Origin of the sequence: Mycobacterium sp. 852013-51886_SCH5428379 (assembly GCF_001665575.1) — a bacterium.
Lineage (GTDB): Bacteria > Actinomycetota > Actinomycetes > Mycobacteriales > Mycobacteriaceae > Mycobacterium.
Genome location: NZ_LZSU01000019.1, coordinates 215,778 through 242,072, shown reverse-complemented (window position 1 = coordinate 242,072; position 26,295 = coordinate 215,778). Strand labels below are relative to the sequence as shown.

The following is a 26,295-nucleotide window of genomic DNA, read 5'->3' as shown; positions in this document are numbered from 1 at the left end:
CGCGTTTCGATGTCTGCTCGCGCGGGGTGGGGCCTCTAGGATCACCCGGTGACCGATCGCTACGGCCGCGACATCCTGGCCCGCAATCCGCATACGCCGACCCGCACCCGCTCCACCGAACAGCCGGTCGAGCTGGGCATGGTGGTCGAGGACGCACAGTCCGGCTACGTCGGCGCCGTCGTCCGTGTCGAATCCGGCGCCGTCGATCTGGAGGACCGGCGCGGCCGTACGCGGGCGTTCCCGCTCGGGCCCGGCTTCCTACTCGACGGCAAACCGGTGATCCTGACCGCACCGCGCCGCGCCCCCGTGGCGGCGCGGACCGCGTCGGGTTCGGTGGCCGTACGGCAGGCCCGGGCGCGGACCGCCCTGGCGAGTCGCATCTACGTCGAGGGCCGCCATGACGCCGAACTCGTCGAACAGGTGTGGGGCGACGATCTGCGCATCGAGGGCGTGGTGGTCGAACATCTCGGCGGCGTCGACGATCTGGCCGCGATCGTCGAGGAGTTCCGGCCCGCACCCGGCAGGCGGCTCGGTGTGCTCGTCGACCATCTCGTCACCGGAAGCAAGGAGACCCGGATCGCGGAGGCGGTCCGGCGCGGCCCCTACGGAGAGCACGCCCTGGTGGTGGGGCATCCGTACATCGACATCTGGCAGGCGGTGAAGCCCGCCCGGCTGGGGGTGTCGGCCTGGCCCGAGGTGCCGCGCGGCATCGACTGGAAACACGGGGTGTGCGAGGCGATGGGGTGGCCGCATGCCACTCAGGCCGACATCGCGGCCGCCTGGCGCCGGATCCGCGGGCGGGTGCGGGACTGGACCGACCTCGAACCCGCGCTGATCGGGCGGGTGGAGGAGCTGATCGACTTCGTCACCGCGCCGGTGTAAGCAGGGAGCGTGTCCGACAGCCTGTTCGACGTGCCGGGTGACGACGACGGCGTGCGGCCCGGCGTCGCCGCGCCACCGCCCGGGGCGCCGCTGGCAGTGCGGATGCGGCCCGCCGAGCTCGACGAGGTGGTCGGCCAGAGCCATCTGCTCAAACCGAACTCCCCGCTGCGGCGCCTGGTCGAGGGATCGGGTGCGGCGTCGGTCATCCTCTACGGTCCGCCCGGCACCGGGAAGACCACCCTGGCCTCCTTGATCTCGCAGGCGACGGGTCGGCGGTTCGAGGCGCTGTCGGCGCTGTCGGCCGGGGTCAAGGAAGTCCGCGCAGTCATAGAAAGTGCGCGTGGAGGCCTCCTTCACGGCCGGCAGACCGTGCTGTTCATCGACGAGGTGCACCGGTTCTCCAAGACGCAGCAGGACGCCCTGCTCGCCGCGGTGGAGAACCGCATCGTGCTGTTGGTCGCGGCGACCACGGAGAACCCGTCGTTCTCGGTGGTTGCGCCGCTGCTGAGCCGCTCGCTGATCCTGCAGCTGCAACCGCTGACCCCCGACGACGTCGCCACCGTGATCCGTCGCGCGATCGCCGACGAGCGCGGTCTCGGCGGCGGGGTCGAGGTGAGCGACGAGGCCGTCGATGTGCTGGTCACGCTGTCGGCCGGCGACGCCCGCCGTGCGCTGACCGCGCTGGAGGTGGCCGCGGAGACGGCCACCGCCGCCGGGGTGCCGGTGTCGGTCGAGATCGTCGAACAGTCCCTGGACAAAGCGGCGGTGCGCTACGACCGCGACGGCGATCAGCACTACGACGTGGTCAGCGCCTTCATCAAGTCGGTGCGCGGCTCCGACGTCGACGCCGCGCTGCACTATCTGGCGCGGATGCTGGTGGCGGGGGAGGATCCGCGGTTCATCGCCCGCCGGCTGATGATCCTGGCCAGCGAGGACGTCGGGATGGCGGACCCGACCGCGCTGCCGCTCGCGGTCGCCGCGGCCCAGACGGTGCAGCTGATCGGGATGCCGGAGGCGCAGCTGACGCTCGCGCACGCCACCGTCCACCTGGCGACGGCGCCGAAGTCGAACGCGGTCACCACCGCGCTCGGCGCCGCGATGGGCGACGTCCGCAGCGGTAAGGCGGGGCTGGTGCCCGCACATCTGCGCGACGGCCATTACTCCGGCGCGGCCAAAATGGGCAATGCCGTCGGCTACGTGTACTCCCACGACCACCCCGACGGTGTGGTCCCGCAGCAGTACCCGCCCGACGAGCTGGTCGGTGTCGACTACTACCGGCCTGCAGGCCGCGGCGCCGAACGAGAGATCGCCGGGCGCCTCGACCGGTTACGGGCGATCATCCGCAAGCGTCGCTGACGCCGGGAACTCCGCGTCGCCGAAATCGACGTAATGCCCGGATCCACTCGCACCTTGCCCGCCCGTTTGTTCATTTGGGCGGTTTGGGACGGGTGGTGGCCAACCTGTCGAGCTTACGCTCGACTACTTTCAGAAATTGTCCAGTTCATTCGCATCGATCGCTCAGTTCGGTGCGTATTCCTACGATACGTAAGTCGCTGCTATCAGGTTCAAAGCTTGTTGACAGAAAAGGCACTGAACTGCGGTTATCAACCTCACTAATTAGGTGATAAATGGATTTTTACGGATAGTTCAGCGTCACGAATACGGGATCAAAACGAGGCGAAATACGTTGAGCAGTTCATGACTGATACAGCAATTCACCTACACACCACCTCCCGCGCACATCAGGGCCTGTCCCGGGTGGCGGGAACCGCCACCGCTTTCACCCCGCACCGCTACACCCAGGAACAGGTCGCCCGCGAACTCACCGACTTCGCCGACCCCGGTTTCGCACGGTTCGCGCGGACCAGCGGCGTCGAACACCGCAATCTGGCACTGCCGCTGGAGCGCTACCCCCGGCTGTCCGGATTCACCGAGGCCAACGACGCGTACCTCGAGGTCGCGACCGAGCTCGGCGCACGCGCCGTCCGTTCGGCCCTGGTCGCCGCGGACCTGCGGCCCGAGGACGTGGACGCGATCGTGGCGGTGTCGAGTACCGGTGTCGCCGTGCCGACCATCGACGCACGGATCTGCACCGCCATCGGGCTGCGTGACGACGTCAAACGGATCCCGCTGTTCGGGTTGGGCTGCGTGGCCGGGGCGGCCGGCCTGGCCCGGGTGCACGACTATCTGCAGGGCTACCCGGACCATGTCGCGGTCCTCGTCTCGGTCGAGCTGTGCTCGCTGACCCTGCAGCGCGACGACATGTCCATCCCGGCGCTCATCGGGGTGTGCCTCTTCGGCGACGGCGCCGCCGCCGTTGCGGCCACCGGGGCCGACCGGGCGTCCACCGGGGGAACCCGCATGCCGCGGGTGCTGGCCACCCGCAGCCGGTTGTTCCCCGGCACCGTCGACGTCATGGGATGGAACGTCAGCTCCAGCGGGTTCGGGCTGGTGCTCTCCCGCGACGTCCCCAGAATGGCCGACGACTACCTCGCCGAAGAGATCGACGGTTTCCTCGCCCAGCACGGCCTCACCGTCGACGACATCTCGTCGTGGGTCTGCCATCCGGGCGGCCCCAAGGTGCTCGAATCCATCCACGGCGCCGTCGGTATGCCCGCGCAGGCGCTACGGCACAGCTGGGACTCCATGCGCGACCACGGCAACATCTCGTCGGCCTCGGTGCTCGACGTGCTGGGCCGCACCATCGCCGAACCGCCCGCCGAAGGTTCGCTGGGGCTCATGCTCGCAATGGGTCCCGGGTTCAGCTTCGAACTGCTGCTGCTGAGCTGGTGAGGGGACCCGGTCATGTACTACCTCTTCATTCTCGCCGTCGGCGTCGAACGGCTGCTGGAACTCGTCGTCTCGCGCCGCAACACCCGCTGGTCGATCGGCCAGGGCGGCCGCGAGTTCGGGCAGGGCCACTATCCGGTGATGGTGGCGATGCACGCGCTTCTCCTCGCGTCCTGCGTGGTCGAGGTCGCGGGTGCCCACCGGCCGTTCATCCCATGGCTGGGGTGGCCGATGGTGGCGGTCGTCGCGGCGAGCACCGCCGTTCGCTGGTGGTGTGTGTCCACCCTCGGAAGGCACTGGAATCCGCGGCTGATCGTGATCCCGGGTGCTTCGCTGGTTCAGCGCGGACCCTACCGATGGCTGCATCACCCGAACTACACTGCGGTGACTGCGGAGGTGGCGGCCCTGCCGCTCGTGCATTCGGCGTGGGTCACCGCGATCGCGTTCAGCGTGGCGAACGCACTACTGCTACGCGTTCGGATCCGCACTGAGAACAACGCATTGGGATACGCATGACAGGCCAGCAATGCAGCCGCAGCGGACACAACCGCTTTCGCATGCGTCAACGAAGCGCACCGCGAGCGCCGTGTCTGAGGCAGGATGTCGCGGTGCAGACCGCATCCCGTCTCCCGTCGGCAGGTGACGTCCGTCGGCGGACGCGCCCGGCCCGGGTGAGCCCCACGTGTTAGCGCGCATGGCGGCGCTGTCGATCGCCGCACCCCGCCGGATCATCTGCTTCGCGCTGTTCGTGGCGGTGGCAGCCGCGTTGTTCGGCGTCCCGGTGGCGGGAAAACTGGCCGCAGGCGGCTTCGCCGACCCCGCGGCCGAGTCGTCGCACGCCCAGTCCCTCCTGGCGGACCGGTTCGGCCAGGGGGACGCGCAACTCCTCATCACTGTCAGCTCGCCCGACGGCATCACGAGTCCGGCGGCGACCCGGGTGGGCACCGAGATCGTCGACGAGTTGCGCAACTCCCCGGACGTCGCCACGGTGTCCTCGGCCTGGACGGTCGAGGACCCGACCGCAGCGGGTCTGATCAGCGAGAACGGTCAGACCGGTCTCATCGTCGCCGGCGTCACCGGCGGGGAGAAGCTCGCCGACACCAACGCCAAGAACCTGACCGACGCCATCGGTGGCGAGGTCAGCGAACGCGACGGGGTCACCGTGCGCGCCGGCGGTGTCGCGATGGTCAACAACCAGATCACCAAGCAGACCCAGCAGGACCTCCTGGTGATGGAGTCGATCGCGATCCCGTTCAGCTTCCTGGTGCTGGTGTGGGTGTTCGGCGGCCTGCTGACCGCCGCGGTACCCGTCGCCGTCGGGCTGATCGGGATCGTCTGCTCCCTGGCGGTGCTGCACGTCATCACGTTCTTCACCGACGTCTCGGTCTTCGCACTCAACCTGTGCATGGCGATGGGGTTGGCACTGGCCATCGACTACACCCTGCTGATGGTCAGCCGCTACCGCGACGAACTCGCCGACGGGGCCGACCGCCACACCGCGCTGACCCGGATGATGGTCACCGCCGGACGCACCGTGGTGTTCTCCGCGACGACGGTCGCGCTGCCCATGATCACCATGGTGCTGTTCCCGATGTACTTCCTGAAGTCGTTCGCATACGCCGGTGTCGCCACCGTGGTGTTCGCTGCCCTGGCGGCCCTGATCGTGACGCCCGCCGCGATCGTCCTGCTCGGCGACCGCATCGACGCGCTCGACGTCCGCCGCTTCGGCCGGCGGTTGCTGCGCCGCCCCGACCCCGTGGCCAAACCGGTCGAACAGCAGTTCTGGTACCGCTCCACCAAGTTCGTCATGCGCCGGGCCGTGCCGATCGGGTTGGCGGTGATCGCCCTGCTGCTGTTCGCCGGCGCACCGTTCCTCGGTGTCCGCTGGGGGCTGCCCGACGAGCGCGTACTGCCGACCACCGCCTCCGCCCACCAGGTGGGTGACCAGCTGCGCACCGAGTTCGTCGACAACAGCGCCACCGCCGTCACGGTCGTCCTCCCGGACTCCACCGGGGTCAGCGCCGACGAGATGGCGCGCTACGCCGGAGAGCTGTCCCGGGTGCCGGACGTCATCTCGGTTTCCGCACCGGTCGGCACCTTCGTCGAGGGCCGGCAGGCCGGTCCGCCGACCGCGCCCACCGGCGAACGCGACGGCAGCGCCTTCCTCACGGTCTCGACGTCGGCGCCGCTGTTCTCCGACGCCTCCGAGGACCAACTCGTCCGGTTGCACCAGATCACCCCGCCCGACGGCAAGACCGTCGAGCTGGCGGGCATCGCGCAGAGCAACCGGGACAGCGTCGACGCGATCACCTCGAAATTGCCGCTGGTACTCGGGCTGATCGCCGTCAGCACCTTCTGCCTGCTGTTCCTGCTCACCGGCAGCGTCGTGCTCCCGCTGAAAGCCCTTGTGCTGAACTGTCTTTCACTGACGGCGGCATTCGGGGCGATGGTGTGGATCTTCCAGGAGGGCCACTTCAGCGCCCTCGGCACCACTCCGACGGGCACGCTCGTGGCCAACGTTCCGGTGCTGCTGTTCTGCATCGCGTTCGGTCTGTCGATGGACTACGAGGTGTTCCTGATGTCGCGGATCCGCGAATTCTGGCTCGCCTCGGAACGCCGGCCGGCCGACGTGGCCGAGAGCGTCGCCCTCGGATTGGCCCACACCGGCCGGGTCGTCACCGCGGCCGCGCTGATCATGTCGATCTCGTTCGCCGCGCTGATCGCGGCAAATGTCTCCTTCATGCGGATGTTCGGCCTCGGCCTGACCCTGGCCGTGCTGACCGACGCGACGCTGGTGCGGATGGTGCTCGTACCGGCCTTCATGCGGGTGGCCGGAATCTACAACTGGTGGTCGCCGCGACCGCTGGTGAAGCTGCACGACCGTCTCGGCCTGCGGGAGGGTGGGCCGCCCGAACCCGTTGCGCCCGTGCCCGTGTCACAGGAGAGCCGATCTTGATCAACGAAGCCCCCCGCGGTGCCCTTACGCGAAATAGGATGTCCGGCATGGCAACTACCAGTGTGATCGCCGGTGTCACCGGTGTGCTCCCGGCTCACTGCTATACCCAGGATGAGGTGTCCCGGGCGCTGCTGGAGCTGCCCGGATACGAAGAGGCCGAGCCGTTCCTGCGCAAGCTGCACGCCAGCGCCAAGGTCGACACCCGCTATCTCGCGCTGCCGATCGAGCAGTACGCCGGGCTCGACGATTTCGGTGAGTCCAACCGGCTGTTCATCGAGCACGCCACCGATCTGGGTGCCGAGGCGCTCATGGGAGCGCTCGACGAGGCGGGGCTGACCCCGGCCGACGTCGACCTCATCATGACCACGACGGTCACCGGTGCGGCCGTACCGTCCCTCGACGCCCGCATCGCCGGCCGGGTGGGTCTGCGTCCCGACGTCCGCCGCGTGCCGGTGTTCGGTTTGGGTTGTGTCGCAGGCGCCGCCGGCATCGCCCGCCTGCACGATCATCTGCGGGGCGCCCCCGACGCGGTGGCGGTCCTGGTCTCGGTCGAGCTGTGCTCGCTGACCCGTAAACACCATCCGTCGCCGGCCACGCTGGTCGCCGGCTCGCTGTTCGGTGACGGCGCCGCGGCGGTCGTGGCCGTCGGCGAGCGCCGGGCCGAGCAGATCGGCGCCACCGGTCCGATCGTGCTGGACTCGGTCAGCCACCTGTACCCGGATTCGTTGCGCACCATGGGCTGGGACATCGGCTCCCACGGATTCGAGATCGTGCTCAGCCCCGAAGTGCCGGCGTTCGTCGAGCGCTACCTCGGCGACGACGTCGTGAAATTCCTGACGGCGCACGGGCTGACGGTGGCAGACATCGGCGCCTGGGTCAGCCATCCCGGCGGTCCCAAGGTGATCGAGGCGATCACCTCGACGCTGGGGCTGCCCGACGACGCCCTCGAGCTGACGTGGCGCTCGCTGGCCGAGGTCGGCAATCTGTCGTCGTCCTCGGTTCTGCACGTGCTGCGGGACACGATCCGCAAGAAGCCGCCCGCGGGCAGCCCGGGGCTGCTCATGGCCATGGGGCCGGGCTTCTGCTCCGAACTGGTTCTGCTGCGGTGGCAATGACCCGCCGCTCGCGCTACCCCCTGCTCATCGGCGCGGTCGCCGCGGAGCGGGTAGCCGAACTCGTTGTCTCGCAACGAAATCTGGCGTGGAGCCGAGCCCAGGGCGGTAAGGAGTTCGGGGCCGGGCACTATCCGGTCATGGTGGCCCTGCACACGGGTCTGCTCGCCGGCTGTCTGGCCGAGGCCGCCCGGCTGCCCCGCGCGCCGTCGCGCCGCGTCACCGGCCCCGCGCTGGTCGCCGTCGTCCTCGCGCAGGTGCTGCGGTGGTGGTGCATCACCACACTCGGACGGCAGTGGAACACCCGGGTGGTGGTGATCCCCGGGGCGGCCCGGGTGGCGCGCGGGCCCTACCGGCTGATCCCGCACCCCAACTACGTCGCGGTCGTCGCAGAGGGTGTGGCGCTGCCGCTGGCAGGCGGCGCGTGGATCACCGCCGCGCTCTTCACACTCCTCAACGCCGCGCTGCTGCGCACCCGGATCTCGGTGGAGAACACCGCACTGGAAAGCCTGGAGTGATCGATCTGCTCGTCGTCGGGGGCGGGCCCGCGGGTCTGGCCACGGCGGTGCACGCCGCCAGGGCCGGTCTCGAGGTGGTGGTCGTCGAACGGCGCCGCGGCACCATCGACAAGGCGTGCGGCGAGGGACTCATGCCGCATTCCATCCAGGCTCTCGGGCGGCTGGGTGCGGTGGTGACGGGCCGTGATCTCCACGGCATCGCCTACCTGGACGGGACGCACCGGGTGGAGGCCCGGTTCCACTCCGGAGCCGGACGCGGGGTGCGCCGCACCGTTTTGCACGACGCGCTGTCCGAGGCCGCACACGCCGCCGGGGTGCGCGTCGAGGTCGGCGAGGTCGGCGAGGTGGTACAGGACGACCAGTCGGTCACCGCGCATGGGATCCGTGCCCGCTATCTGGCCGCCGCCGACGGGTTGCACTCGCCGATCCGCAAGTCGCTCGGTCTCGCGCAGCCCGGCGGACAGCGGCGTTGGGGGATCCGCAGGCACATCTCGGTCGCCCCGTGGTCGGACTGCGTCGAGGTGTACTGGTCGACCGCCGCGGAGGCGTACGTGACGCCGGTGGCGGACGACTGCGTAGGGGTGGCGATCCTCAAGTCCAGCCGCGGCGGGTTCGCCGACAGCCTGGCGCACTTCCCCGAGCTGGCGGCGCGGGTCGGCGGACACGCACACGGCGCCGACCGGGCCGCGGGCCCGCTGCGCCAGAAGGTGCGCCACCGGACGGCCGGCCGGGTGCTGCTGGTCGGCGACGCGGCAGGCTATGTCGACGCGTTGACCGGTGAAGGGCTCGGTCTGGCGTTCGGGGCGGCCGAACTGCTCGTCGAGTGCGTGGTCACCGGGCGCACCGCCGACTACGACCGGCGGTGGCGGCAACTGACCCGGCGCTACCGGCTGCTGACCGCGGGGCTGCTGCACGCCAGCGGCTACGCGCCGGTGCGCGCGCGGATCACGCCCGCCGCGACCGCGCTACCCGGCGTGTTCAGCCGGGTGGTCAACGCTCTTGGGCACTGAAGCGCTCGGGCACTAGACGAGCTGACCGGCCTCGAGACCGGCCTTCACCTCGAAACGGCGCAACTTGCCGGAGGAGGTGCGGGGCAGCGATCCGGGTTTGACGAAGACCACGTCGGCGGGCACCACCCCGCACTGCGACGCGACCCGCTGCAGCAGTTGGCTGCGGGCGCCGTCCTCGTCGCGACCGCGGAACTCCGCGGCGATCACCAGGCCCGGCCGCACGGAACCCTCCCCGGTGCCGACTGCCACCACGGCGCCCTCGCGCACGCCGGCGATCTGGGCGGCGACCTGTTCGACCTCAGCGGGAAACACGTTGCGGCCCGCGACCGTGATGATGTCCTTGGCCCGGCCGCAGACCACCAGTCCGTCGTCGACGAGATAACCGATGTCCCCGGTGGGGAACCATTCGCCGGGCGCGACAGCGGGCCCTCCGCGGTAGCCCGACATCATCGACGTGCCGCGAATCTCGATCTCGCCGACCTCCCGGCCGGTGATGTCGGTTTCCTCGCCGGGTGCGATCCGCAGCTCCATCCCGTCGATCGGACGGCCCAGCACGGCATGGCGGCGGACTGCCCGCCCGGCCTCGGACACCACCTCGGTCTCGTCGACGAGCAAGCCGGTGCCCGGGACCGGAACCGTGACGGCACAGGTGGATTCGGCCAGCCCGTAGGACGGGGACAGCGCGCCTGCGGAGAACCCGAACCGGGCCATCTCGGTGGCGAACCGGCCCGTGAGATCACAGTCGACCGGCTCGCCGCCGTTGAGCGCGAAGCGCACCGGGGACAGGTCGACGTCGGTGACCCGGCGGGCGTACTTGCCGATCATCCCGTAGGCCATGTTCGGCGCCGCGGTGAACGTCGCGCGGCTCTCCGACAGCCAGTGGAGCCAGCGGAACGGTGACGCCTGGAACGCCGACGTCGGCGCCTGCCACGTCTCGCCCCCCGCGACGGCCCCCGACAGCAGGAAGCTCAGACCCATGTCGTGGTAGAGCGGCAGCCAGGAGCACCCCACGTCGCGCGTCGGGTCGACGCCGGTGCGCGCGTTGAGCCCACGCAGGTTGGCCAGCACCGCGTCCGGCGACATCAGCACCGTGCGCGGGGTGCCGGTCGAGCCGGCGGTGCCCTGCAGGATCGCCACGTCCGCGCCCGGGTCCGGCGGGGTGAACGGCCCTGACCGGTCGGGGTGCGAGCATTCGGTGTAGTCGACGATTCGGGTGCCGTCGTTCGCGGTGCGCAACAGCTCCAACTGCGCACCGGTGCTGAGCACCAGATCCGCGCCGGCGCCGGCGAAGCGGGACAGGGTGGTGTGTGCCCACTGCTCGGCTGCGGCGCCGCGGATCGGGCCGGGCAGCACCGCGACCCCGCGACCGGCGAGGAAGGCGCCCATGATGCTCGAGATCATCTCGATGGTCGGTTCCCCGACGACGCCCACGGCCGAGGCGTTCATATCCGCTATCCGCTCGGCGACGTTCTGTGCGCGGGCGTGCACCTCGGGCCACGGATGGCGCCGCCAGTCGCCGGCCCGATCGAGTAGGACGAGATCCCGCGGCGACGTCGTCATCGCCTCGGTGAGCGCTGCTGCCAGGGAGTTCATCGCGAGCACAGTACCCCGACCGGTAAAGGGAGGCTAGCCTTACTTGCTGGGCCCGCCAACGGCGACGACCCCGGCGGGCGCGGGGCCCGCCGGGGTCGTCGATCCGTTCAGGTCAGCGCATCAGACCGCTGCGGCGGCGGCCGCCGACCACGGTGCCGCGACGACGTCCGCCCATGAGCGACGAGACCAACGCGACGCCGAGCGCGGCGACGACGACCTGGACGAGCAGTTCCATCCAGTCGATGCCGGCGGTGGCCGTCGGGAGACCGATCGCCCGCGCGATGGCGGTGCCGATGAGCGCCGACACGATGCCGACGAGAATGGTGACGAGCATGCCGATCGGCTGCTTGCCGGGCAACACCAGTCGGCCGAGCGCGCCGACGACGATGCCGATCAGGATTGCGGTGATGAGGCCGGTGACGGTCATGGTTCCTCCTGGAGATGGTGGACGGTGAAATACCCTGTGGCCGCTGCCGGCAAACGGCTTCGTACGCTGGCTGCATGGACACCGATCTGCTCGACGTCGACACCTCGAAGCGGCGCATCGTCGACCTGACCGATGCGGTGCGGTCCTTCTGCGGGTCGCGCCGGAGCGGTCTGTGCAACGTCTTCGTCCCGCACGCCACCGCGGGCGTCGCGATCATCGAGACGGGGGCGGGCTCCGACGACGATCTGCTCGGCACGCTCGAACGGCTCCTGCCCAGAGACGACCGGTACCGGCACAGCCACGGTTCGCCGGGCCACGGCGCGGACCACGTGCTGCCCGCGATCATCTCGCCGTCGGTGACGGTGCCGGTGGCCGACGGCGAACCGCTGTTGGGCACCTGGCAGAGCGTGGTGTTGGTCGACCTCAACCGGGACAATCCGAAGCGCAAGGTGCGGTTGAGCTTCCTGGGTGAGTGAGTCGGTACTGTAGATCGGTCTATTACCCGAGATGACAAGGACCGTGCACACGTGCAGACACACGAGATCAGGAAGCGCTTCCTCGATCACTTCGTGAAGGCGGGCCACACCGAGGTGCCCAGCGCCTCGGTGATCCTCGACGACCCGAACCTGCTGTTCGTCAACGCCGGCATGGTGCAGTTCGTGCCCTACTTCCTGGGCCAGCGCACCCCGCCGTGGAACCGTGCCGTCAGCGTCCAGAAGTGCATCCGCACCCCGGACATCGACGAGGTCGGCATCACCACCCGGCACAACACCTTCTTCCAGATGGCCGGCAACTTCAGCTTCGGCGACTACTTCAAGAAGGGCGCCATCGAGTTCGCCTGGACACTGCTGACCAATCCCCAGGACCAGGGCGGCTACGGGTTCGATCCCGAAAGGCTCTGGGCCACGGTCTATCTCGACGACGACGAGGCGATCGGCTACTGGCAGGAAGTGGCGGGCCTGCCCCTGGAACGCATCCAGCGCCGCGGGATGGCCGACAACTACTGGTCGATGGGCATCCCCGGTCCCTGCGGTCCGTCCTCGGAGATCTACTACGACCGCGGATCCGAGTACGGCATCGAGGGCGGCCCGGAGGCCAACGAGGACCGCTACATCGAGATCTGGAACCTCGTGTTCATGCAGAACGAGCGCGGCGAGGGCACCTCGAAGGACGATTTCGAGATCCTCGGTCCGCTGCCGCGCCAGAACATCGACACCGGCATGGGCATCGAGCGGGTCGCGTGTCTGCTGCAGGACGTCGACAACGTCTACGAGACGGATCTGCTGCGCCCGGTCATCGATCTGGTCGCCGGCCGCGCGCCGCGCGGATACGGGCAGGGCAGCCACGATGACGACGTCCGCTACCGCATCATCGCCGACCACAGCCGCACCGCGGCGATCATCATCGGCGACGGCGTCAGCCCCGGCAACGAAGGCCGCGGCTACGTGCTGCGCCGGTTGCTGCGCCGCATCATCCGCGCTGCGAAACTGCTCGGCGTCGACGAGCCGGTGATGGCCGACCTGATGTCGACGGTGCGCGACGCGATGGCGCCGTCGTATCCGGAACTGGCCACCGACTTCGACCGCATCCAGCGCATCGCCGTCGCCGAGGAGACCGCGTTCAACCGGACGCTGGTGTCGGGATCCCGGCTGTTCGACGAGGCGGCCCGCGCGACGAAGTCCTCTGGGGCGACCGTGTTGTCGGGATCCGACGCCTTCACCCTGCACGACACCTACGGCTTCCCGATCGACCTGACCCTGGAGATGGCCGCCGAGGCGGGACTCTCGGTCGACCAGGAGGGTTTCCGCGGTCTGATGGCCGAGCAGCGCCGGCGCGCCAAGGCCGACGCCGCCGCCCGCAAACAGGCCCACACCGACCTGTCGGCGTATCGCGAACTCGTCGACGCCGGACCCACGGAGTTCACCGGCTTCGACGAGTTGACCACCGAGTCACGGATTCTCGGGATCTTCGTCGGTGGCCGCCGGGTGCCGGTGGTCGGTCACGATGCGGCCATCGGGGACGAGCGCGTCGAACTGGTGCTGGATCGCAGCCCCTTCTATGCCGAATCCGGCGGCCAGATCGCCGACGAGGGATCGATCAGCGGGACCGGCGCCTCTCAGGCTGCCAAGGCCGCCGTCTCCGATGTGCAGAAACTCGCCAAATCGCTGTGGGTGCACCGGGTCACCGTCGAATCGGGCGAGTTCGTCGAGGGCGACACCGTCGTCGCGGCGGTCGACCCGCGCTGGCGGCACGGCGCCACCCAGGGTCATTCCGGCACGCACATGGTGCACGCCGCACTGCGGCAGGTCCTCGGACCGAACGCCGTGCAGGCGGGCTCGCTGAACCGGCCCGGCTACCTGCGCTTCGATTTCAACTGGCAGGGCGCCCTCACCGACGACCAGCGGACCCAGATAGAAGAGGTCACCAACGAGGCCGTCGAGGCGAACTTCGAGGTGCACAGCTACGTCACCCAGCTCGAGAAGGCCAAGGCGATGGGCGCCATGGCGCTGTTCGGCGAGGCCTACCCCGACGAGGTGCGGGTGGTCGAGATCGGCGGACCGTTCTCCCTGGAACTGTGCGGCGGCACCCACGTCCGGAGCTCGGCGCAGATCGGGCCGGTGACGATCCTCGGCGAATCGTCGGTCGGCTCCGGGGTGCGCCGGGTCGAGGCCTACGTCGGCCTCGACTCGTTCCGCCACCTCGCGCGGGAACGTGCCCTGATGGCCGGGCTGGCATCCACGCTGAAGGTGCCCTCGGAGGAGGTGCCCGCCCGGGTGGCCAACCTCGTCGAGCGGCTGCGGGTGGCCGAGAAGGAACTCGACCGCGTGCGGCTGGCCGGCGCTCGTGCCGCCGCGGCGAACGCGGCGGCAGGCGCCGAGACGATCGGCCGGGTGCGCCTGGTGGCCCAGCGGATGGCCGCGGGCATGTCCGCCGGAGATCTGCGCACGCTGGTCGGCGACGTCCGCGGCAAACTGGGCACCGACCCTGCGGTTGTCGCGCTGATCGCAGAGGGCGAGAACGACGCCGTGCCGTTCGTGGTCGCGGTCAACGCCGCGGCCCAGGAGCTCGGACTGCGCGCCGACGATCTGGTCAAGGTCGTGGGCGCCGAGGTGAACGGCCGTGGGGGCGGCAAAGCGGATCTGGCACAGGGTTCCGGTAAGGGGGCGGCGGGAATCGACGCGGCGTTGGCGGCGCTGCGTGCCCGAATCGAGCGGACCTAGCCTTGTGGCCGACAGCGAGCACCGGTTGCCCGACCGCCCCGGCGGAAGCCCTGACTCCCCGGATCCCGGACGCGGACGCCGACTCGGCATCGACGTCGGTTCCGTGCGGATCGGCGTCGCCGTCAGCGATCCGGACGCCATCCTGGCCACCCCGGTCGAGACCGTCCGCCGCGAGAATTCAGGCCGGCATCTGCGGCGGCTGGCCCAGTTGGTCACGGAATACGAGGCGGTCGAGGTGATCGTCGGCCTGCCCCGCACGCTGGCGGATCGGACCGGCCCGGCAGCGCACGACGCCATCGAGGTCGCCGAGGCGCTCGCCCGGCGCATCGCGCCCGTGCCGGTCCGGATGGCCGATGAACGCCTCACGACCGTCACCGCCCAGCGCAGTCTGCGCGACGCGGGTGTGCGGGCCAGGGGCCAGCGCGCGGTGATCGATCAGGCCGCGGCGGTGGGAATCTTGCAGAGCTGGCTCGACCAGCGACGCACCGTTCTGGCAGCTCGAGAAGCGGGCCCAGGAGACGGCGTCAGAGAGGGAGACAGTGGCTGAGGACTGGGGTCCGGATCGCGCAGAGCCCGTGGCGGTCGGTCCGCCGCGGCAGCGGCTGAGCCGATCGGCCCGGATGCGCGCCGCACGCAACCGGCGGCGGCGACGGCTGATGGGCGCCATCTCGCTGGGTGTGCTGGTCGTCGTCATCGTCGGCGTGGTTTTCCTGGGCTCGCGCATGTGGCACGGGTTGTTCGGTGGCGGCGGTGACGACTTCGCCGGAACCGGTGTCAGCGACGTGGTGATCCAGGTCCGGGACGGCGATTCGACCACCGCGATCGGCCAGACACTGCTCGACAACAACGTGGTCGCCACGGTCAAGGCATTCGTCGACGCTGCGTCGCAGAACTCCGAGATGTCGGCGATCCAGCCGGGCTTCTACAAGGTGCGCACCGAGATCCCGGCGGCCGACGCGGTCGGCCGGCTCACCGATCCCAAGAGCCGGGTGGGCCGACTGGTGATCCCCGAGGGCCGCCAACTCGACGACGTTCGCGACGTCAAGACCAACGCCGTCACCGAGGGCATCTTCACCCTGATCTCGAAGGCCACCTGCGTGGACCTGGACGGGAACCTGAGCTGCGTACCGGCCGAGGACCTCAAGAACGTGGCCGCCAACACCCCACCGGCAGAACTCGCCATCGCGGAATGGGCGGTCGAGCCGGTCAGCGCGATGGGCGACGACCACCGCCGCATCGAGGGACTGATCGCGCCCGGCACCTGGAACATCGATCCGTCGGCGGCACCGGAGGTGACCCTGTCGACGCTGCTGCGTGCCAGCGCCAGCCAGTACGCGCAGGCCGGTCTGCTCGACGCCGCCGCGGCGGCGGACATGTCGCCCTACGAGATCCTCACGGTCGCCTCACTGGTGCAGCGCGAGTCGAAGCCGGAGGATTTCGCCAAGGTCGCGCGGGTGATCTACAACCGGCTCAACGAGAACCGCACCCTCGAATTCGACTCCACGGTGAACTATCCGCTGGACCGCATCGAGGTCGCGACCACCGATGGTGACCGCGCCCAGAACAACCCGTGGAACACCTACGTGCGGCCCGGGTTGCCCGCCACCCCGATCTGCTCGCCCAGCCAGCCCGCGCTGCTGGCGGCCGAACAGCCCGCGGCGGGGGACTGGCTGTACTTCGTGACCATCGATCTGCAGGGCACGACGGTCTTCACCCGCGATTACAACCAGCATCTGGCCAACATCCAGCTGGCGCTTCGCAACGGTGTCCTCGACAGCGCGCGCTGACGGTCCGCGCCGCGCCGCGGTCCTGGGTTCGCCGATCGCGCATTCGCGGTCGCCGCAGTTGCACCTCGCGGCCTACCGGGAACTCGGCCTGTCGGACTGGACCTACGAGCGGATCGAGTGCACCGCCGAACAACTGCCCGGCCTGGTCGGCGGCCTCGGCCCGGAATGGGTCGGGCTGTCGGTGACGATGCCGGGGAAGTTCGTCGCACTGCGCGTCGCCGACGAACGCACCGCCCGAGCCGAACTGGTGGGGTCGGCCAACACGCTGGTGCGCACCCCGACGGGCTGGCGGGCCGACAACACCGACGTCGACGGCGTCCGCGGCGCGTTGGGAGCGCTGCCCCCGGGTGACGCGGCGGTCGTGGTGGGCTCCGGCGGCACCGCCCCCGCGGCGGTGGTGGCGCTGGCCGACCTCGGGATACGCGAGATGACGATCGCCGCCCGCAGTGCCGACCGGGCGGCGCCGCTGGTCGAGTTGGCCGGACGGCTGGGGGTGGCCGGACGCTGGTGTGATCTGGCCGACGGCAGCCTCGCTGACATCGTCACGGGGGCCGCCGCGGTGGTGAGCACGATTCCTGCGGACGCCGCGGAGCCCTACGCCGGCGTCCTGGCGGCGACGCCGGTGTTGCTCGACGCGATCTACGATCCGTGGCCGACGCCGTTGGCCACCGCGGTCTCGGCGGCCGGCGGCCGGGTGGTCAGCGGATTGCAGATGCTGCTGCACCAGGCGTTCGCGCAGGTCGAGCAGTTCACCGGGCGGCCCGCACCCCAAGAGGTGATGAGGGCGGCGCTCGACCGGACTTAACGTTGTCCGGATGGGGGAGACGGTCGCCGCCGGCGCGGTGGTGGCGTGGTGTGTGGCGCTGAGCGTGTCCGACGTGCGGCACCGCCGGTTACCGAATGTCCTGACGCTGCCCGGGGCGCTGGTGATGCTGCTCGGGGCCGCTGCGGTCGGACGCGGGTTGCCCGCGGTGGCCGGGGCGGGCGTCCTGTTCGCGGTCTACGCGGCGGTGCACCTGGTGTCGCCGTCGGCGATGGGCGCGGGAGACGTCAAACTCGCGATCGGCCTCGGTGCGCTGACGGGCGGGTTCGGGTCCCAGATCTGGCTGCCCGCCGCCCTGGGGGCGCCGTTGCTCAGCGGCGTGTGGGCTGTGGCGATACTGGCGCTGCGCTCGAAACAGACTGTGCCGCACGGGTTGTCGATGTGCGTCGCCAGTATGGCCGCGGTGGCGCCCGCCGTGTTGTGAGGCGGCTGCTGGAGCTCAGTGCACACTCGGCGCGTCGGCGGACGCGACCAGGCCTGCGAGACCGGCCAGCGCCGCCGGCAGGGGCTCGACGTGCACCACGCCGAGCCGCTGCGTGGCGCGGGTGAGCGCGACGTAGAGTTCGGCCGCGCCCCGCGGACCGTCGGCCAGGATCTTCTCCGGCTGCACCACCAGCACCGCGTCGAATTCGAGGCCCTTGGTCTCCGCAGGCGGCACCGCTCCGGGGGTGCCGGGCGGGCCGATCACCACACTGGTGCCCTCCCGGCCTGCCTCGGTGCGGGTGAAATCCTCAATGGCCGAGGACAACTCGTTGTCGGTCACCTGTCTCGACCACGGCGGGATCCCGCACGAGCGGACCGACTCCGGCGGCTTCACACCGGGTGCGACCTCGGCGAGCACCGCGGCGGCGACGGCCATGATCTCGGCGGGGGTCCGGTAGTTCACCGTCAGCGCCTTGTAGAGCCACCGACCCGGTACGTACGGCTGCAGCATCCTGTCCCAGGATGTTGCGCCGGCGGCGGAGCGGCGTTGCGCGAGATCGCCCACGATCGTGAACGACCGACTCGGGCAGCGGCGCATCAGCACCCGCCAATCCATCTCCGAGAGCTCTTGCGCCTCGTCGACCACGACGTGGCCGTACGTCCAGTCCCGGTCGGCGGCGGCGCGCTCGGCAAGGTCGCGGGTGTCGCGTTCGATGAAGCGGTCCGCCAGTTCTTCGGCGTCGATGACGTCGCGGGCCAGCAGGAGGTCCTCGTCGTCCATCAGGTCCTCGCGATCGACCATCAGATCGAGCACGCCGGCGGCGTACGCCTCCTCCTCGCGGCGTTCCCGTTCGGCGGCGGCCTCGGCCGCCCGGTCGCGACCCAGCAGATCCACCAGCTCGTCGAGCAGCGGCACGTCCGAGACCGTCCAGGCCGCACCGTCGGCGCGGTACAGCGCGGCGTCGGCGCCCGCGGCACGCAGCCGCTCCGGCGACGCGTACAGCGACGCCAGCAGCGACACCGGCGTCAGGATCGGCCACAACTCGTCGATCGCCGCGCTCAGTTGATCGTTCTCGGCGAGTTCCTCGGTGATGTCGCTACGCAGATCGGCCAGCGCGTTGGTGTCCTCCCGGCTCAGCCAGCCCCGGGCGACCCGCGACACCGCGCGCTCGGTCAGCACGTAGGTGATGATCTCGCGGAACTTGGCACGAGAATCGTTGTGCGGCAACCCGAGATCGCGGGCCTCCTGCCGGGCCCACTCCGCGGTGGGTGCGTCGATGCGCACCGTCACGTCCGACAACTCGATCGGGATGGGCTCCTCCGGCAGCCGCTGCCGGTCGGCGACGGCGGCGGCCAGCACCTCGAGGATCGACAACGCACCCTTGATCCGAGCGACCTCCGGGACGTCCTCGGTGTCGGCGTGCACCCCCGGCCAGAGATCCCCGGGCGTGGCGAACACCGCCTCGGATTCCCCGAGCGACGGCAGCACCCGGCCGATGTGATCGAGGAACGCGCGGTTGGGCCCGACCACCAGGACCCCGCTGCGCTCGAAGCGGGCGCGGTGGGTGTAGAGCAGGTAGGCGACGCGGTGCAGCGCGACCACCGTCTTGCCGGTGCCCGGACCGCCCTCGATCACCAGCACACCGGGATGGTCCAGCCGGATGATCTCGTCCTGCTCGGCCTGGATGGTCGCGACGATGTCGCGCATCCCCGCGCCACGGGGCGCGTTGACCGCCGCGAGCAGCGCGGCGTCAGCGTCATTGATGCTGTCCATCTCGCCGTCCCCGGCGGTCGGCCGGCCCAGCACCTCGTCGGTCAGATCAGTCAGCCGACGGCCCCGCGAATGAAACTGTCTGCGTAGCCGCATGCCCTCCGGGTGCGCGGCGGTCGCGACGTAGAACGGCCGCGCGGCCGGTGCCCGCCAGTCCAGCAGCAGCGCGTCGCGTTCGACGTCGTCGTCGAGCAGGCCGATCCGCCCGATGTAGAGCCGTTCCCCGGCGTCGGTGTCCAACCGCCCGAAGCACAGCCCCTGATCGGGCACGTCGAACCGCTGCTGCTGTTTGCCGATCGCGCGGACCTCGGCGTCCCGCTGGAACAGGGTGCCGCCGTCACTGCGGTCGACCGGTCCGCGCAGCGCCGCGCTGTACCGCTCCTTCAGCCGGGCGCGTTCGGCGTCGAGGCGCACGTAGAGCCGGTCGACGTAGCTCTGCTCGGCCCGCAATTCCGCTTCGAATCCCTGATCAGACAACTCGGCGCTCACCGACGCCAGGCTAGCCGTCCAGCATCGTCGTATCGATGCCGAGCGCGGTGAGCCGGGCCACGTAGGCCGCCACGTTGCGCAGCTTGACCTCGTCGTAGCCGCGGACTAGGTCGGGTGCCGAAGCGGCCGATACGGCGGTGTCGTAGGTCGCGGCGGAAAGTTCGGCGCCCAGCGTGGCGACCATGGCCTCGTAGTGCGCGGCCAGCGTGCGCTCCAGCTTGCGCATGCGGGTATGACCGAACGGGTCGAGCGGGGTGCCGCGCAGCGCCTTCGCCCTGGCGAGCAGTTTGAGCGCTCCATGCGACCGCGGGCCGAAACCGATCTTCTTCTTGCGCCCCAACGCTTTCAGGGTGGGCGGATGAAGCCGGTAGGTCACGTTCTCGCCGCCGGGCACCTCGGTCTGCAGCGAGGCGACGAATGCGGGGTCGGTCAGCAGCCGGGCGACCTCGTACTCGTCCTTGTAGGCGAGGAGTCTGTGCAGATTCGTCGCGACCGCACAGGAGAACTCGGTGCGCGACGTGACCGCCCGTTCGCATGCCCACGCCGCGTCGACCGCGGCGAGGTAGCGGGTGACGAGCCGGTCGCCCTGGTAGGCGGCCAGTTGGGCGGAGCAGCGTTCCACGATCGCGCGCGTCTGCCCGGTGACCGGCGAACCGGCCAGCAGATGAGTCGGCACTGCGGTGTCGCTGCGGCGCGGCGCCGTCGTGGCGGCCGACACCGCCGCGAACGCGGCCGGGTCAGCGACGGCCACCCGTCCCCATCGGAACGCCGCCCGGTTGGCTTCCACCGCAACGCCGTTGATCTCGATGGCTTCCTCGATGGCCGCGGCCGGGACCGGCAGCGCCCCGGCCTGATAGGCGGCGCCCACCAGCAGGAAGTTCGCCGCCGCCGCATCGCCGAACAGGGCCCGGGCCGAGGCGAGTGCGTCGAACGGGATGACGGTGCGGGCCCGGTCACGCAGCAGGTCGATCAGCTCGTCGTCGTCGGGGTAGGTCACCGAGCCGTCGTAGACCATTTCGCCGGTGGGTGTCCTGCTGGTGGAGGCGACGGTGACGGTCCGCGCCGGATCGCCGTAGCCGAGGTTTCTGGCCTCGGCGGCGGTGAGCAGATCGAAGGCCAGCACACAGTCGGCGCCCGCCGGGCTGATCCGGTTGGCGGCCGCGGAGCCGGTGGACAGCCGCAGGTGCGATGTCACCGGTCCCGCCTTCTGGCTCAGACCCGTCTGGTCCAGACCGTCGACGTGCAGTCCGGACCGCAGTGCGGCCATCCCGAGGACCTGGTTCACGGTGACGATCCCGGTCCCGCCGATGCCGGCGAGGAACACGTTGTGCGGTGACGCCGGCAGCGGCGTCTCGACGTCGGGCACCGGGGGAGGTGTGGGTGCCGAAGCTGTTGTGGCCGCGTGGTCTTCGGCTACCTCGACGGTCACGAACGACGGGCACTCGCCGTCGAGGCACGAGTAGTCGGTGTTGCACGAGGTCTGATCGATCCGGGTCTTGCGGCCGAACTCGGTATCCACGGGCTGGACGGACAGGCAGTTGCTCTTGACGCCGCAGTCACCGCAGCCTTCGCAGACCGCCTCGTTGATGACCACGCGGGTGCGCCGGACGGGCAGGCTGCCGCGCTTGCGTTTGCGGCGGGCCTCGGCCGCGCACTGCTGGTCGTAGATCAGCACCGTCACCCCCCTGGTGTCACGCAGGATCCGCTGCGCCTCGTCGAGGCGGTCCCGATGCCACAGCCTGACCCCGGGGGCGAACGCGGCGTGCCGGTAGCGCCCCGGGTCCTCCGCGCAGACGATGATCCCGGCCACGCCCTCGGCGGTGAGCTTGCGCGTCAGCTCCGGTACCGGCAACCCGCCCTCGGCGTCCTGCGCACCGGTCATCGCGACCGCCGAGTTGTACAGGATCTTGTAGGTGATGTTCGTCCCGGCCGCGATGTTGGCTTGAATCGCCAGCTGGCCGGAGTGGAAATACGTTCCGTCGCCGATGTTCTGGAAGATGTGCTCGACGTCGGTGTAGGGCGCCTGCCCGATCCACTGCGCGCCCTCACCGCCCATCTGGGTCAGACCGGTGACGTGGGAGTCGGTACGCGGCGACAACGTCACCAGCGTGTGGCAGCCGATGCCGCCGCCGGCCAGCGATCCGGCCGGGACCGCGGTGGAGCGGTTGTGCGGGCAGCCGGAGCAGAAGTAGGCGGTGCGCTTGGTGGGCAACACGGTGAGCGACAACGGCGGTGGCGGCGGTGCCGTCACCGTCACGCGCTCGGAGAGGACCCGGCGCAGCGGGCCGGCCAGCCGGGCGGCGGTCAGTTCGCCGTCCGCCGGGATGAGGGGACGCCCGTCGAGGCCCCGCTTGCCGAGCACCGCGGGCGCCCGATCGCGGCCGTACAGGAGCTCTTTCACCTGGGATTCGACGAACGCGGTCTTGTCCTCGACGACCAGCACCCGGTCCGCCCCGGCGGCGAGCCGACGGACCGTCGCCGCGCCGAGCGGATACGGCATGCCGACGCGCAGGATGCGGATCCCGGCCTCGAGCAGGTCGGCCTCGGTGAGGCCGAGATCGGAAAGCGCTTGGCGTACAGAGTCGTACGCGGTGCCGACCGCGACAATGCCCAGCCAGGCGTCGGCCGGATCGACCTCGATGGTGTCGATCGGGTTGGCGGCGCCGAAGGCCTCGACCATCGCCCACCGGGGTCCGTAGAGATCGGCTTCGGCGAGCAGGCTGTCGGCCGGAGCGGCCATGACGCGCTGCCGGTAGGTCCACGGCCGGCCGTCCCAGTCGATGGTGGGGACGGTGATGGGGAAGTCGGCGAAGTCCCGGTCGAGCGTCCAGAGACCGTCGGCGACGTCGGCGACGATCTTGAGTGCGGGCCAGCAGCCCGACGCCCGGGACAGCGCGACACCGTAGAGCCCGAAGGCCACGACCTCCTCCGCGTTGCGCGGGAACAGCACCGGCATCGACAGCGCGGCCAGGGTCCGCTCGCTCGCGGCGGGCACGGTCGACGATTTCGCCGCCGGGTCGTCGCCGACCAGGGCCAGGGCGCCGCCGGCCGGATGGGCGCCGTACATGACGGCGTGGCGCAGGGCATCGCCGGCGCGGTCCAGGCCGGGGCCCTTGCCGTACCAGACCCCGACGACCCCGTCGTGGCTGCGCCTGCCCTTCGGGAGTTCGAGCTGACTGCCCCAGACGGCGGTCGCCGCCAGTTCCTCGTTCACCCCGGGGACCAGCGTGACGTCGTGGCTGGCGGTGACGTCGCCGAGGCCGGCCAGGAGCCGGTCGAGCCCGGCCAGCGGACTGCCCTGATAACCGGAGACGAAGGTGGCGACGCGGTGGCCGGCCCGCAGGTCGCGCACGTGCTGCTCCACCAGTTGGCGGGCGATGGCCTGCACACCGGTCAGCAGCACCGGACCCGAAGCCGCCGAGTACCGGGACGTGAGGTCATACGGGGCGGGACAGTGGTTGTCGGCCAGGTCGGTCATCAGACCCACCTCCTCCGAGGGTGATCGCTTGGCTCCTTCAAGCGTGCGACTCGATGACCAGGCGGTCAACTGATCAGCCGACAACTGGTCGGATGGGTCAGTTGGTGACGCCCGTCACGCCCTAAGGTGGGAAGAATGACCAGCTTGGACCGGCTCGACCTGCAGATCCTGCGCAAGCTGACCGACGACGCCCGCACCGGGGTGGTCGAACTGTCGTCGGCGCTGGGGGTGTCGCGGAACACCGTGCAGTCCCGGGTGCGCCGCCTGGAGGAGTCCGGTGTGGTGACCGGCTACGAGCCGCGCGTGGACCTCGCGCAGGCCGGCGTGGCGGTGCAAGCTTTCGTCGCACTGGAGATCACCCAGGTCGGGATGGCCTCGGTGGTCAGCGGTCTGGCCGGTATCCCGCAGGTGCTCGAGGTGCACGCGACGACTGGCCGGGAGGATCTGCTGGTGCGGGTCGCCACCGGCACGCAGGCCGAACTGCAGGAACTGGTGGTGCGGATCCTGGCGATCCCCGGGGTCGTGCACTCGAGCACGACGCTCGCCCTGACCACACCGCTGCCCTACCGGGTGATCCCGCTGCTGGACGAGACCACCCGCCACACCGGCTGGGGGCGTTCGACGCCCAAACCCTAGGCGAGCCGGGTGACCAGGCCGCGGTCGCCGTCCACCCGCACCCGGTCCCCGGTCCGGAGCACCTGGGTGGCCACCAGAGTGTTGACCACACAGGGCAGCCCGTATTCGCGTGCCACCACGGCGCCGTGCGACACCGAGCTGCCGATGTCGGTGACCAGTGCGCCGATCACCGTGAAATAGGGCGTCCAACCCACATCGGTCACCGGCGCGACGAGGATCTCGCCGCGTTGCACGTCGACCGCGTCGCGAATCGACTTCGCCACCCGCACAACGCCTTCCACCGTCCCACGGCTGGCGGGACGTCCGGCGATCTCGTTCTCGGCCGTCGCGCTCGGCGGCGGCGCGAGTACCGGTGTGGGGCGGCCGATCGATACGTCCTCGAACTCGAGGGCGTCCTGGAACGGCAGCGCCGCCCGCCGCTGCAGGGCGCGCTCGACGAGCTCGGCGACATCCCCGTCCGCGGCCCGGTCATCGACGAGGCGGGGGAGTTCGCTGCGGTCGAAGAAGAAGATGAGATCGGCGTCCGGGAGCCGGCCCGACCGGGTCAGCACCTCACCGAGATGGCGGTAACCGCGTTTGAGCGCGTGCGCCATCAGCGCCATCTTCGATTTGGTCTCCTCGCGGCCGCGCGCACCGCCCTGCGCGAGCCGGGCGAGTAACCGCACGGCCCTCGATCGCGGCGCGTCGCTCCGTCCCTGCGCGGTACCACGTTCGGCCGGATTGCGCGCGGCCCGCAGCATGACCTGCAGCATCGTGCCCAGCCCGCGGGGGTCCTCGGCCCAGGAGGGATCGCGCATGCACAGTTCGCGGTAGCCCCGGTGGCCGTGGCGGATCAGGAACTCCCGCAACGCCGCACCGCCGGCGCCCGAGGCCGCCCGCAACTCGGTGACGGCCTGCGCCGGGTCGGCCGCCAGGAACCGTTCGGCACCCGCCCGTTCGGCGGCCAGCGTGCGCACCACCGAGTCGAGTTCCTCCACCATGAGCGCGCTCTCGACGTCCGCCGCTCCCGACATGAGCCGGATCGCCTCGGCCTGACCGTCTTCGGCGCTGCGGCCGTTCTTCACCGCGTCCCGGACCAGGACGCTCTCCAGGATGTTGGCCGCCACCGCCGCGCGCGACGAGGACCGCACGTGGGTGAGGGTGACGTCACAGTAGAGGTCGACCCCGGTGTCCAGCTGGCGCAGGACCAGCCGCGGGTCGTCACCGGTCGGTACCGCGTACTCGCCGATCTGGTTCGGCAGCCGGCGGATCGCCGGACCGGCGGACAGCGCGAACGACGACAGCCGGACCGTGTTGACCAGCTTGCGCGCGAACGGTTTCGGCGGTTTGGGTTCGAGTTCGTCGATCACCCGCCCGCAGATCGACATCGAGAACTGTTCCAGCGAGTTGCCCAGGATGCCCGAACTCAGTGCCGTGCCTTCGGTCATGTTCAGGAACATGTGGCCGTAGAAGTAGCCGACCTGCAGCCACGGGGTGTCGTACCGCTCCTGGGCGCGGGCCACCACCTGCGTCATCTGCATCGCGTAGTCGATGGCGTACCCCGACACCGACGCCGTCAGCGGGCAGAACGCCCCCGGCATCATCTCGCCGATGTTGCAGCGGGTGTACACGTGTTCGGCGCCGGCGAGGGGTGAATCCATCTCGTTGAGGTCCCCGGGCAGCGTGGTGATCGGCCGGGCCTGCAGCCACCACAGCGTGCCGGTGTGGTCGATCGCCCATTCGAGGTCCAGCGGAATGCCCCAGTGACCGGCCGCGCGCAGTGCGCCGGAACGGATCTCGGTGATCTCGCCGGGGGACAGGACCGGACCGGGGCCCTCGCGCACCGCGGTGTCGCCGTCGGCGGTCAGCACGATGTGATCGGGAGAGGCCGAGCCGTCGACGAGCGCTTCGCCGAGCCCGGCCACGGCGTCGATGACCAGCAAATCGCGCCGTCCGGTCGCCGGGTCGGCGGTGAACACGACGCCCGCGGCCCGTGCGTCCACCATCTGCTGCACGACAACGTTCATGACGGCGGGGGAGTCGCCGCTGTAGGACGATGCACGTCGGGAGCCGACGGATTCCGCGCACCGGCGTACGGCCGCGACGAATCCGTCGACGGAGTCGACGCCGAGCACGGTGTCGTACTGACCGGCGAAGGACTGGTCGGCGCCGTCCTCCCCGGCCGCGGAGGACCGGACCGCCACCGGAGTCGCCCCGGCGGCGGACATCTCGGTGAATCGGTGCACTGCGGCGTCGAGTGGGTCTGACGCGGACGCGTCGGCGACCACGAAGCCCACCGGGACGGCGAGGCCGATACGGCGCAATTCCGCCAGACCGGCGGCCTTTCCGCCGAAGCGGTCGTCGGTGATGTCGTCGAATTCGAGGGTTCTCGGCGCCATG

At 70.4% G+C, this 26,295-nt stretch carries 20 protein-coding genes; 15 read left to right on the top strand and 5 right to left on the bottom strand.

Going from position 1 to position 26,295, the window contains the following annotated elements:
- Positions 1–48 precede the first annotated feature (48 nt).
- From A5757_RS08525 to A5757_RS08490, 8 genes are all read left to right on the top strand, one after another.
- Positions 49–882 (top strand): DUF3097 domain-containing protein, encoded by an 834-nt coding sequence (locus tag A5757_RS08525; protein WP_066831351.1) that lies wholly within the window; start codon positions 49–51, stop codon positions 880–882.
- Between the two features lie 9 nt (positions 883–891).
- Positions 892–2,238: a replication-associated recombination protein A gene (locus A5757_RS08520; protein ID WP_066831349.1), complete on the top strand. Its 1,347-nt coding sequence runs from the start codon at positions 892–894 to the stop codon at positions 2,236–2,238.
- 342 nt (positions 2,239–2,580) lie between these two features.
- The gene (locus tag A5757_RS08515) at positions 2,581–3,675 is read left to right on the top strand and encodes a type III polyketide synthase (protein WP_082929371.1); all 1,095 of its coding nucleotides are present in this window, start codon (positions 2,581–2,583) and stop codon (positions 3,673–3,675) included.
- Between the two features lie 12 nt (positions 3,676–3,687).
- Positions 3,688–4,188 (top strand): isoprenylcysteine carboxyl methyltransferase family protein, encoded by a 501-nt coding sequence (locus A5757_RS08510; RefSeq protein ID WP_066831347.1) that lies wholly within the window; start codon positions 3,688–3,690, stop codon positions 4,186–4,188.
- 166 nt (positions 4,189–4,354) lie between these two features.
- Positions 4,355–6,628 carry an MMPL family transporter gene (locus tag A5757_RS08505; protein ID WP_066831344.1) on the top strand — a complete coding sequence of 758 codons (2,274 nt, stop codon included), beginning with the start codon at positions 4,355–4,357 and terminating at the stop codon, positions 6,626–6,628.
- A gap of 47 nt (positions 6,629–6,675) precedes the next feature.
- Positions 6,676–7,743, top strand: coding sequence for a type III polyketide synthase (locus A5757_RS08500; protein WP_066832287.1), 1,068 nt, complete (start codon positions 6,676–6,678; stop codon positions 7,741–7,743).
- Positions 7,740–8,258 (top strand): isoprenylcysteine carboxyl methyltransferase family protein, encoded by a 519-nt coding sequence (locus A5757_RS08495; protein WP_066831341.1) that lies wholly within the window; start codon positions 7,740–7,742, stop codon positions 8,256–8,258. The genes A5757_RS08500 and A5757_RS08495 overlap by 4 nt, the downstream gene beginning before the upstream one ends.
- A complete protein-coding gene (locus A5757_RS08490; protein WP_066831338.1) occupies positions 8,255–9,268 on the top strand; it encodes an NAD(P)/FAD-dependent oxidoreductase in 1,014 nt (337 codons plus the stop codon). The genes A5757_RS08495 and A5757_RS08490 overlap by 4 nt, the downstream gene beginning before the upstream one ends.
- Before the next feature lie 12 nt (positions 9,269–9,280).
- Here A5757_RS08490 and mbtM read toward each other — a convergent pair whose 3' ends face one another.
- Both mbtM and A5757_RS08480 read right to left on the bottom strand, forming a co-directional pair.
- On the bottom strand, positions 9,281–10,861 hold the full coding sequence (mbtM, locus tag A5757_RS08485; RefSeq protein WP_066831335.1) for a long-chain-fatty acid--ACP ligase MbtM: 1,581 nt from the start codon (positions 10,859–10,861) through the stop codon (positions 9,281–9,283).
- A 112-nt stretch (positions 10,862–10,973) separates the two neighbouring features.
- Complete coding sequence (locus A5757_RS08480; RefSeq protein ID WP_066831332.1) at positions 10,974–11,288, bottom strand: GlsB/YeaQ/YmgE family stress response membrane protein; 315 nt, start codon at positions 11,286–11,288, stop codon at positions 10,974–10,976.
- A gap of 86 nt (positions 11,289–11,374) precedes the next feature.
- Here A5757_RS08480 and A5757_RS08475 point away from each other — a divergent pair, with 86 nt between their 5' ends.
- From A5757_RS08475 to A5757_RS08450, 6 genes are read left to right on the top strand one after another with little or no spacing between them, the layout of a single operon-like run.
- Positions 11,375–11,764: a secondary thiamine-phosphate synthase enzyme YjbQ gene (locus tag A5757_RS08475; protein WP_197497300.1), complete on the top strand. Its 390-nt coding sequence runs from the start codon at positions 11,375–11,377 to the stop codon at positions 11,762–11,764.
- A gap of 51 nt (positions 11,765–11,815) precedes the next feature.
- Complete coding sequence (alaS, locus tag A5757_RS08470) at positions 11,816–14,509, top strand: alanine--tRNA ligase (protein WP_066831327.1); 2,694 nt, start codon at positions 11,816–11,818, stop codon at positions 14,507–14,509.
- 4 nt (positions 14,510–14,513) lie between these two features.
- Positions 14,514–15,056, top strand: a complete 543-nt coding sequence (ruvX, locus tag A5757_RS08465) for a Holliday junction resolvase RuvX (protein WP_066831325.1) — start codon at positions 14,514–14,516, stop codon at positions 15,054–15,056.
- Positions 15,049–16,296 carry an endolytic transglycosylase MltG gene (mltG, locus tag A5757_RS08460; protein ID WP_066831322.1) on the top strand — a complete coding sequence of 416 codons (1,248 nt, stop codon included), beginning with the start codon at positions 15,049–15,051 and terminating at the stop codon, positions 16,294–16,296. The genes ruvX and mltG overlap by 8 nt, the downstream gene beginning before the upstream one ends.
- The gene (locus A5757_RS08455) at positions 16,274–17,101 is read left to right on the top strand and encodes a shikimate dehydrogenase (RefSeq protein WP_066831319.1); all 828 of its coding nucleotides are present in this window, start codon (positions 16,274–16,276) and stop codon (positions 17,099–17,101) included. Before mltG ends, A5757_RS08455 begins: the two co-directional genes overlap by 23 nt.
- A gap of 10 nt (positions 17,102–17,111) precedes the next feature.
- On the top strand, positions 17,112–17,543 hold the full coding sequence (locus tag A5757_RS08450) for an A24 family peptidase (protein WP_066831316.1): 432 nt from the start codon (positions 17,112–17,114) through the stop codon (positions 17,541–17,543).
- 15 nt (positions 17,544–17,558) lie between these two features.
- On the opposite strand, the gene helR is transcribed toward A5757_RS08450, so the two are convergent.
- Both helR and A5757_RS08440 read right to left on the bottom strand, forming a co-directional pair.
- Positions 17,559–19,802, bottom strand: a complete 2,244-nt coding sequence (helR, locus tag A5757_RS08445; protein WP_369815923.1) for an RNA polymerase recycling motor ATPase HelR — start codon at positions 19,800–19,802, stop codon at positions 17,559–17,561.
- A 10-nt stretch (positions 19,803–19,812) separates the two neighbouring features.
- A complete protein-coding gene (locus tag A5757_RS08440; RefSeq protein ID WP_066832281.1) occupies positions 19,813–23,280 on the bottom strand; it encodes an indolepyruvate ferredoxin oxidoreductase family protein in 3,468 nt (1,155 codons plus the stop codon).
- Positions 23,281–23,415: 135 nt separating this feature from the next.
- On the opposite strand from A5757_RS08440, the gene A5757_RS08435 reads away from it, so the two are divergent.
- Complete coding sequence (locus A5757_RS08435) at positions 23,416–23,916, top strand: Lrp/AsnC family transcriptional regulator (RefSeq protein WP_066831301.1); 501 nt, start codon at positions 23,416–23,418, stop codon at positions 23,914–23,916.
- On the opposite strand, the gene A5757_RS08430 is transcribed toward A5757_RS08435, so the two are convergent.
- Complete coding sequence (locus tag A5757_RS08430) at positions 23,913–26,294, bottom strand: PEP/pyruvate-binding domain-containing protein (RefSeq protein ID WP_066831300.1); 2,382 nt, start codon at positions 26,292–26,294, stop codon at positions 23,913–23,915. The two genes, A5757_RS08435 and A5757_RS08430, sit on opposite strands and share 4 nt — an antisense overlap.
- Position 26,295: the final 1 nt, after the last annotated feature.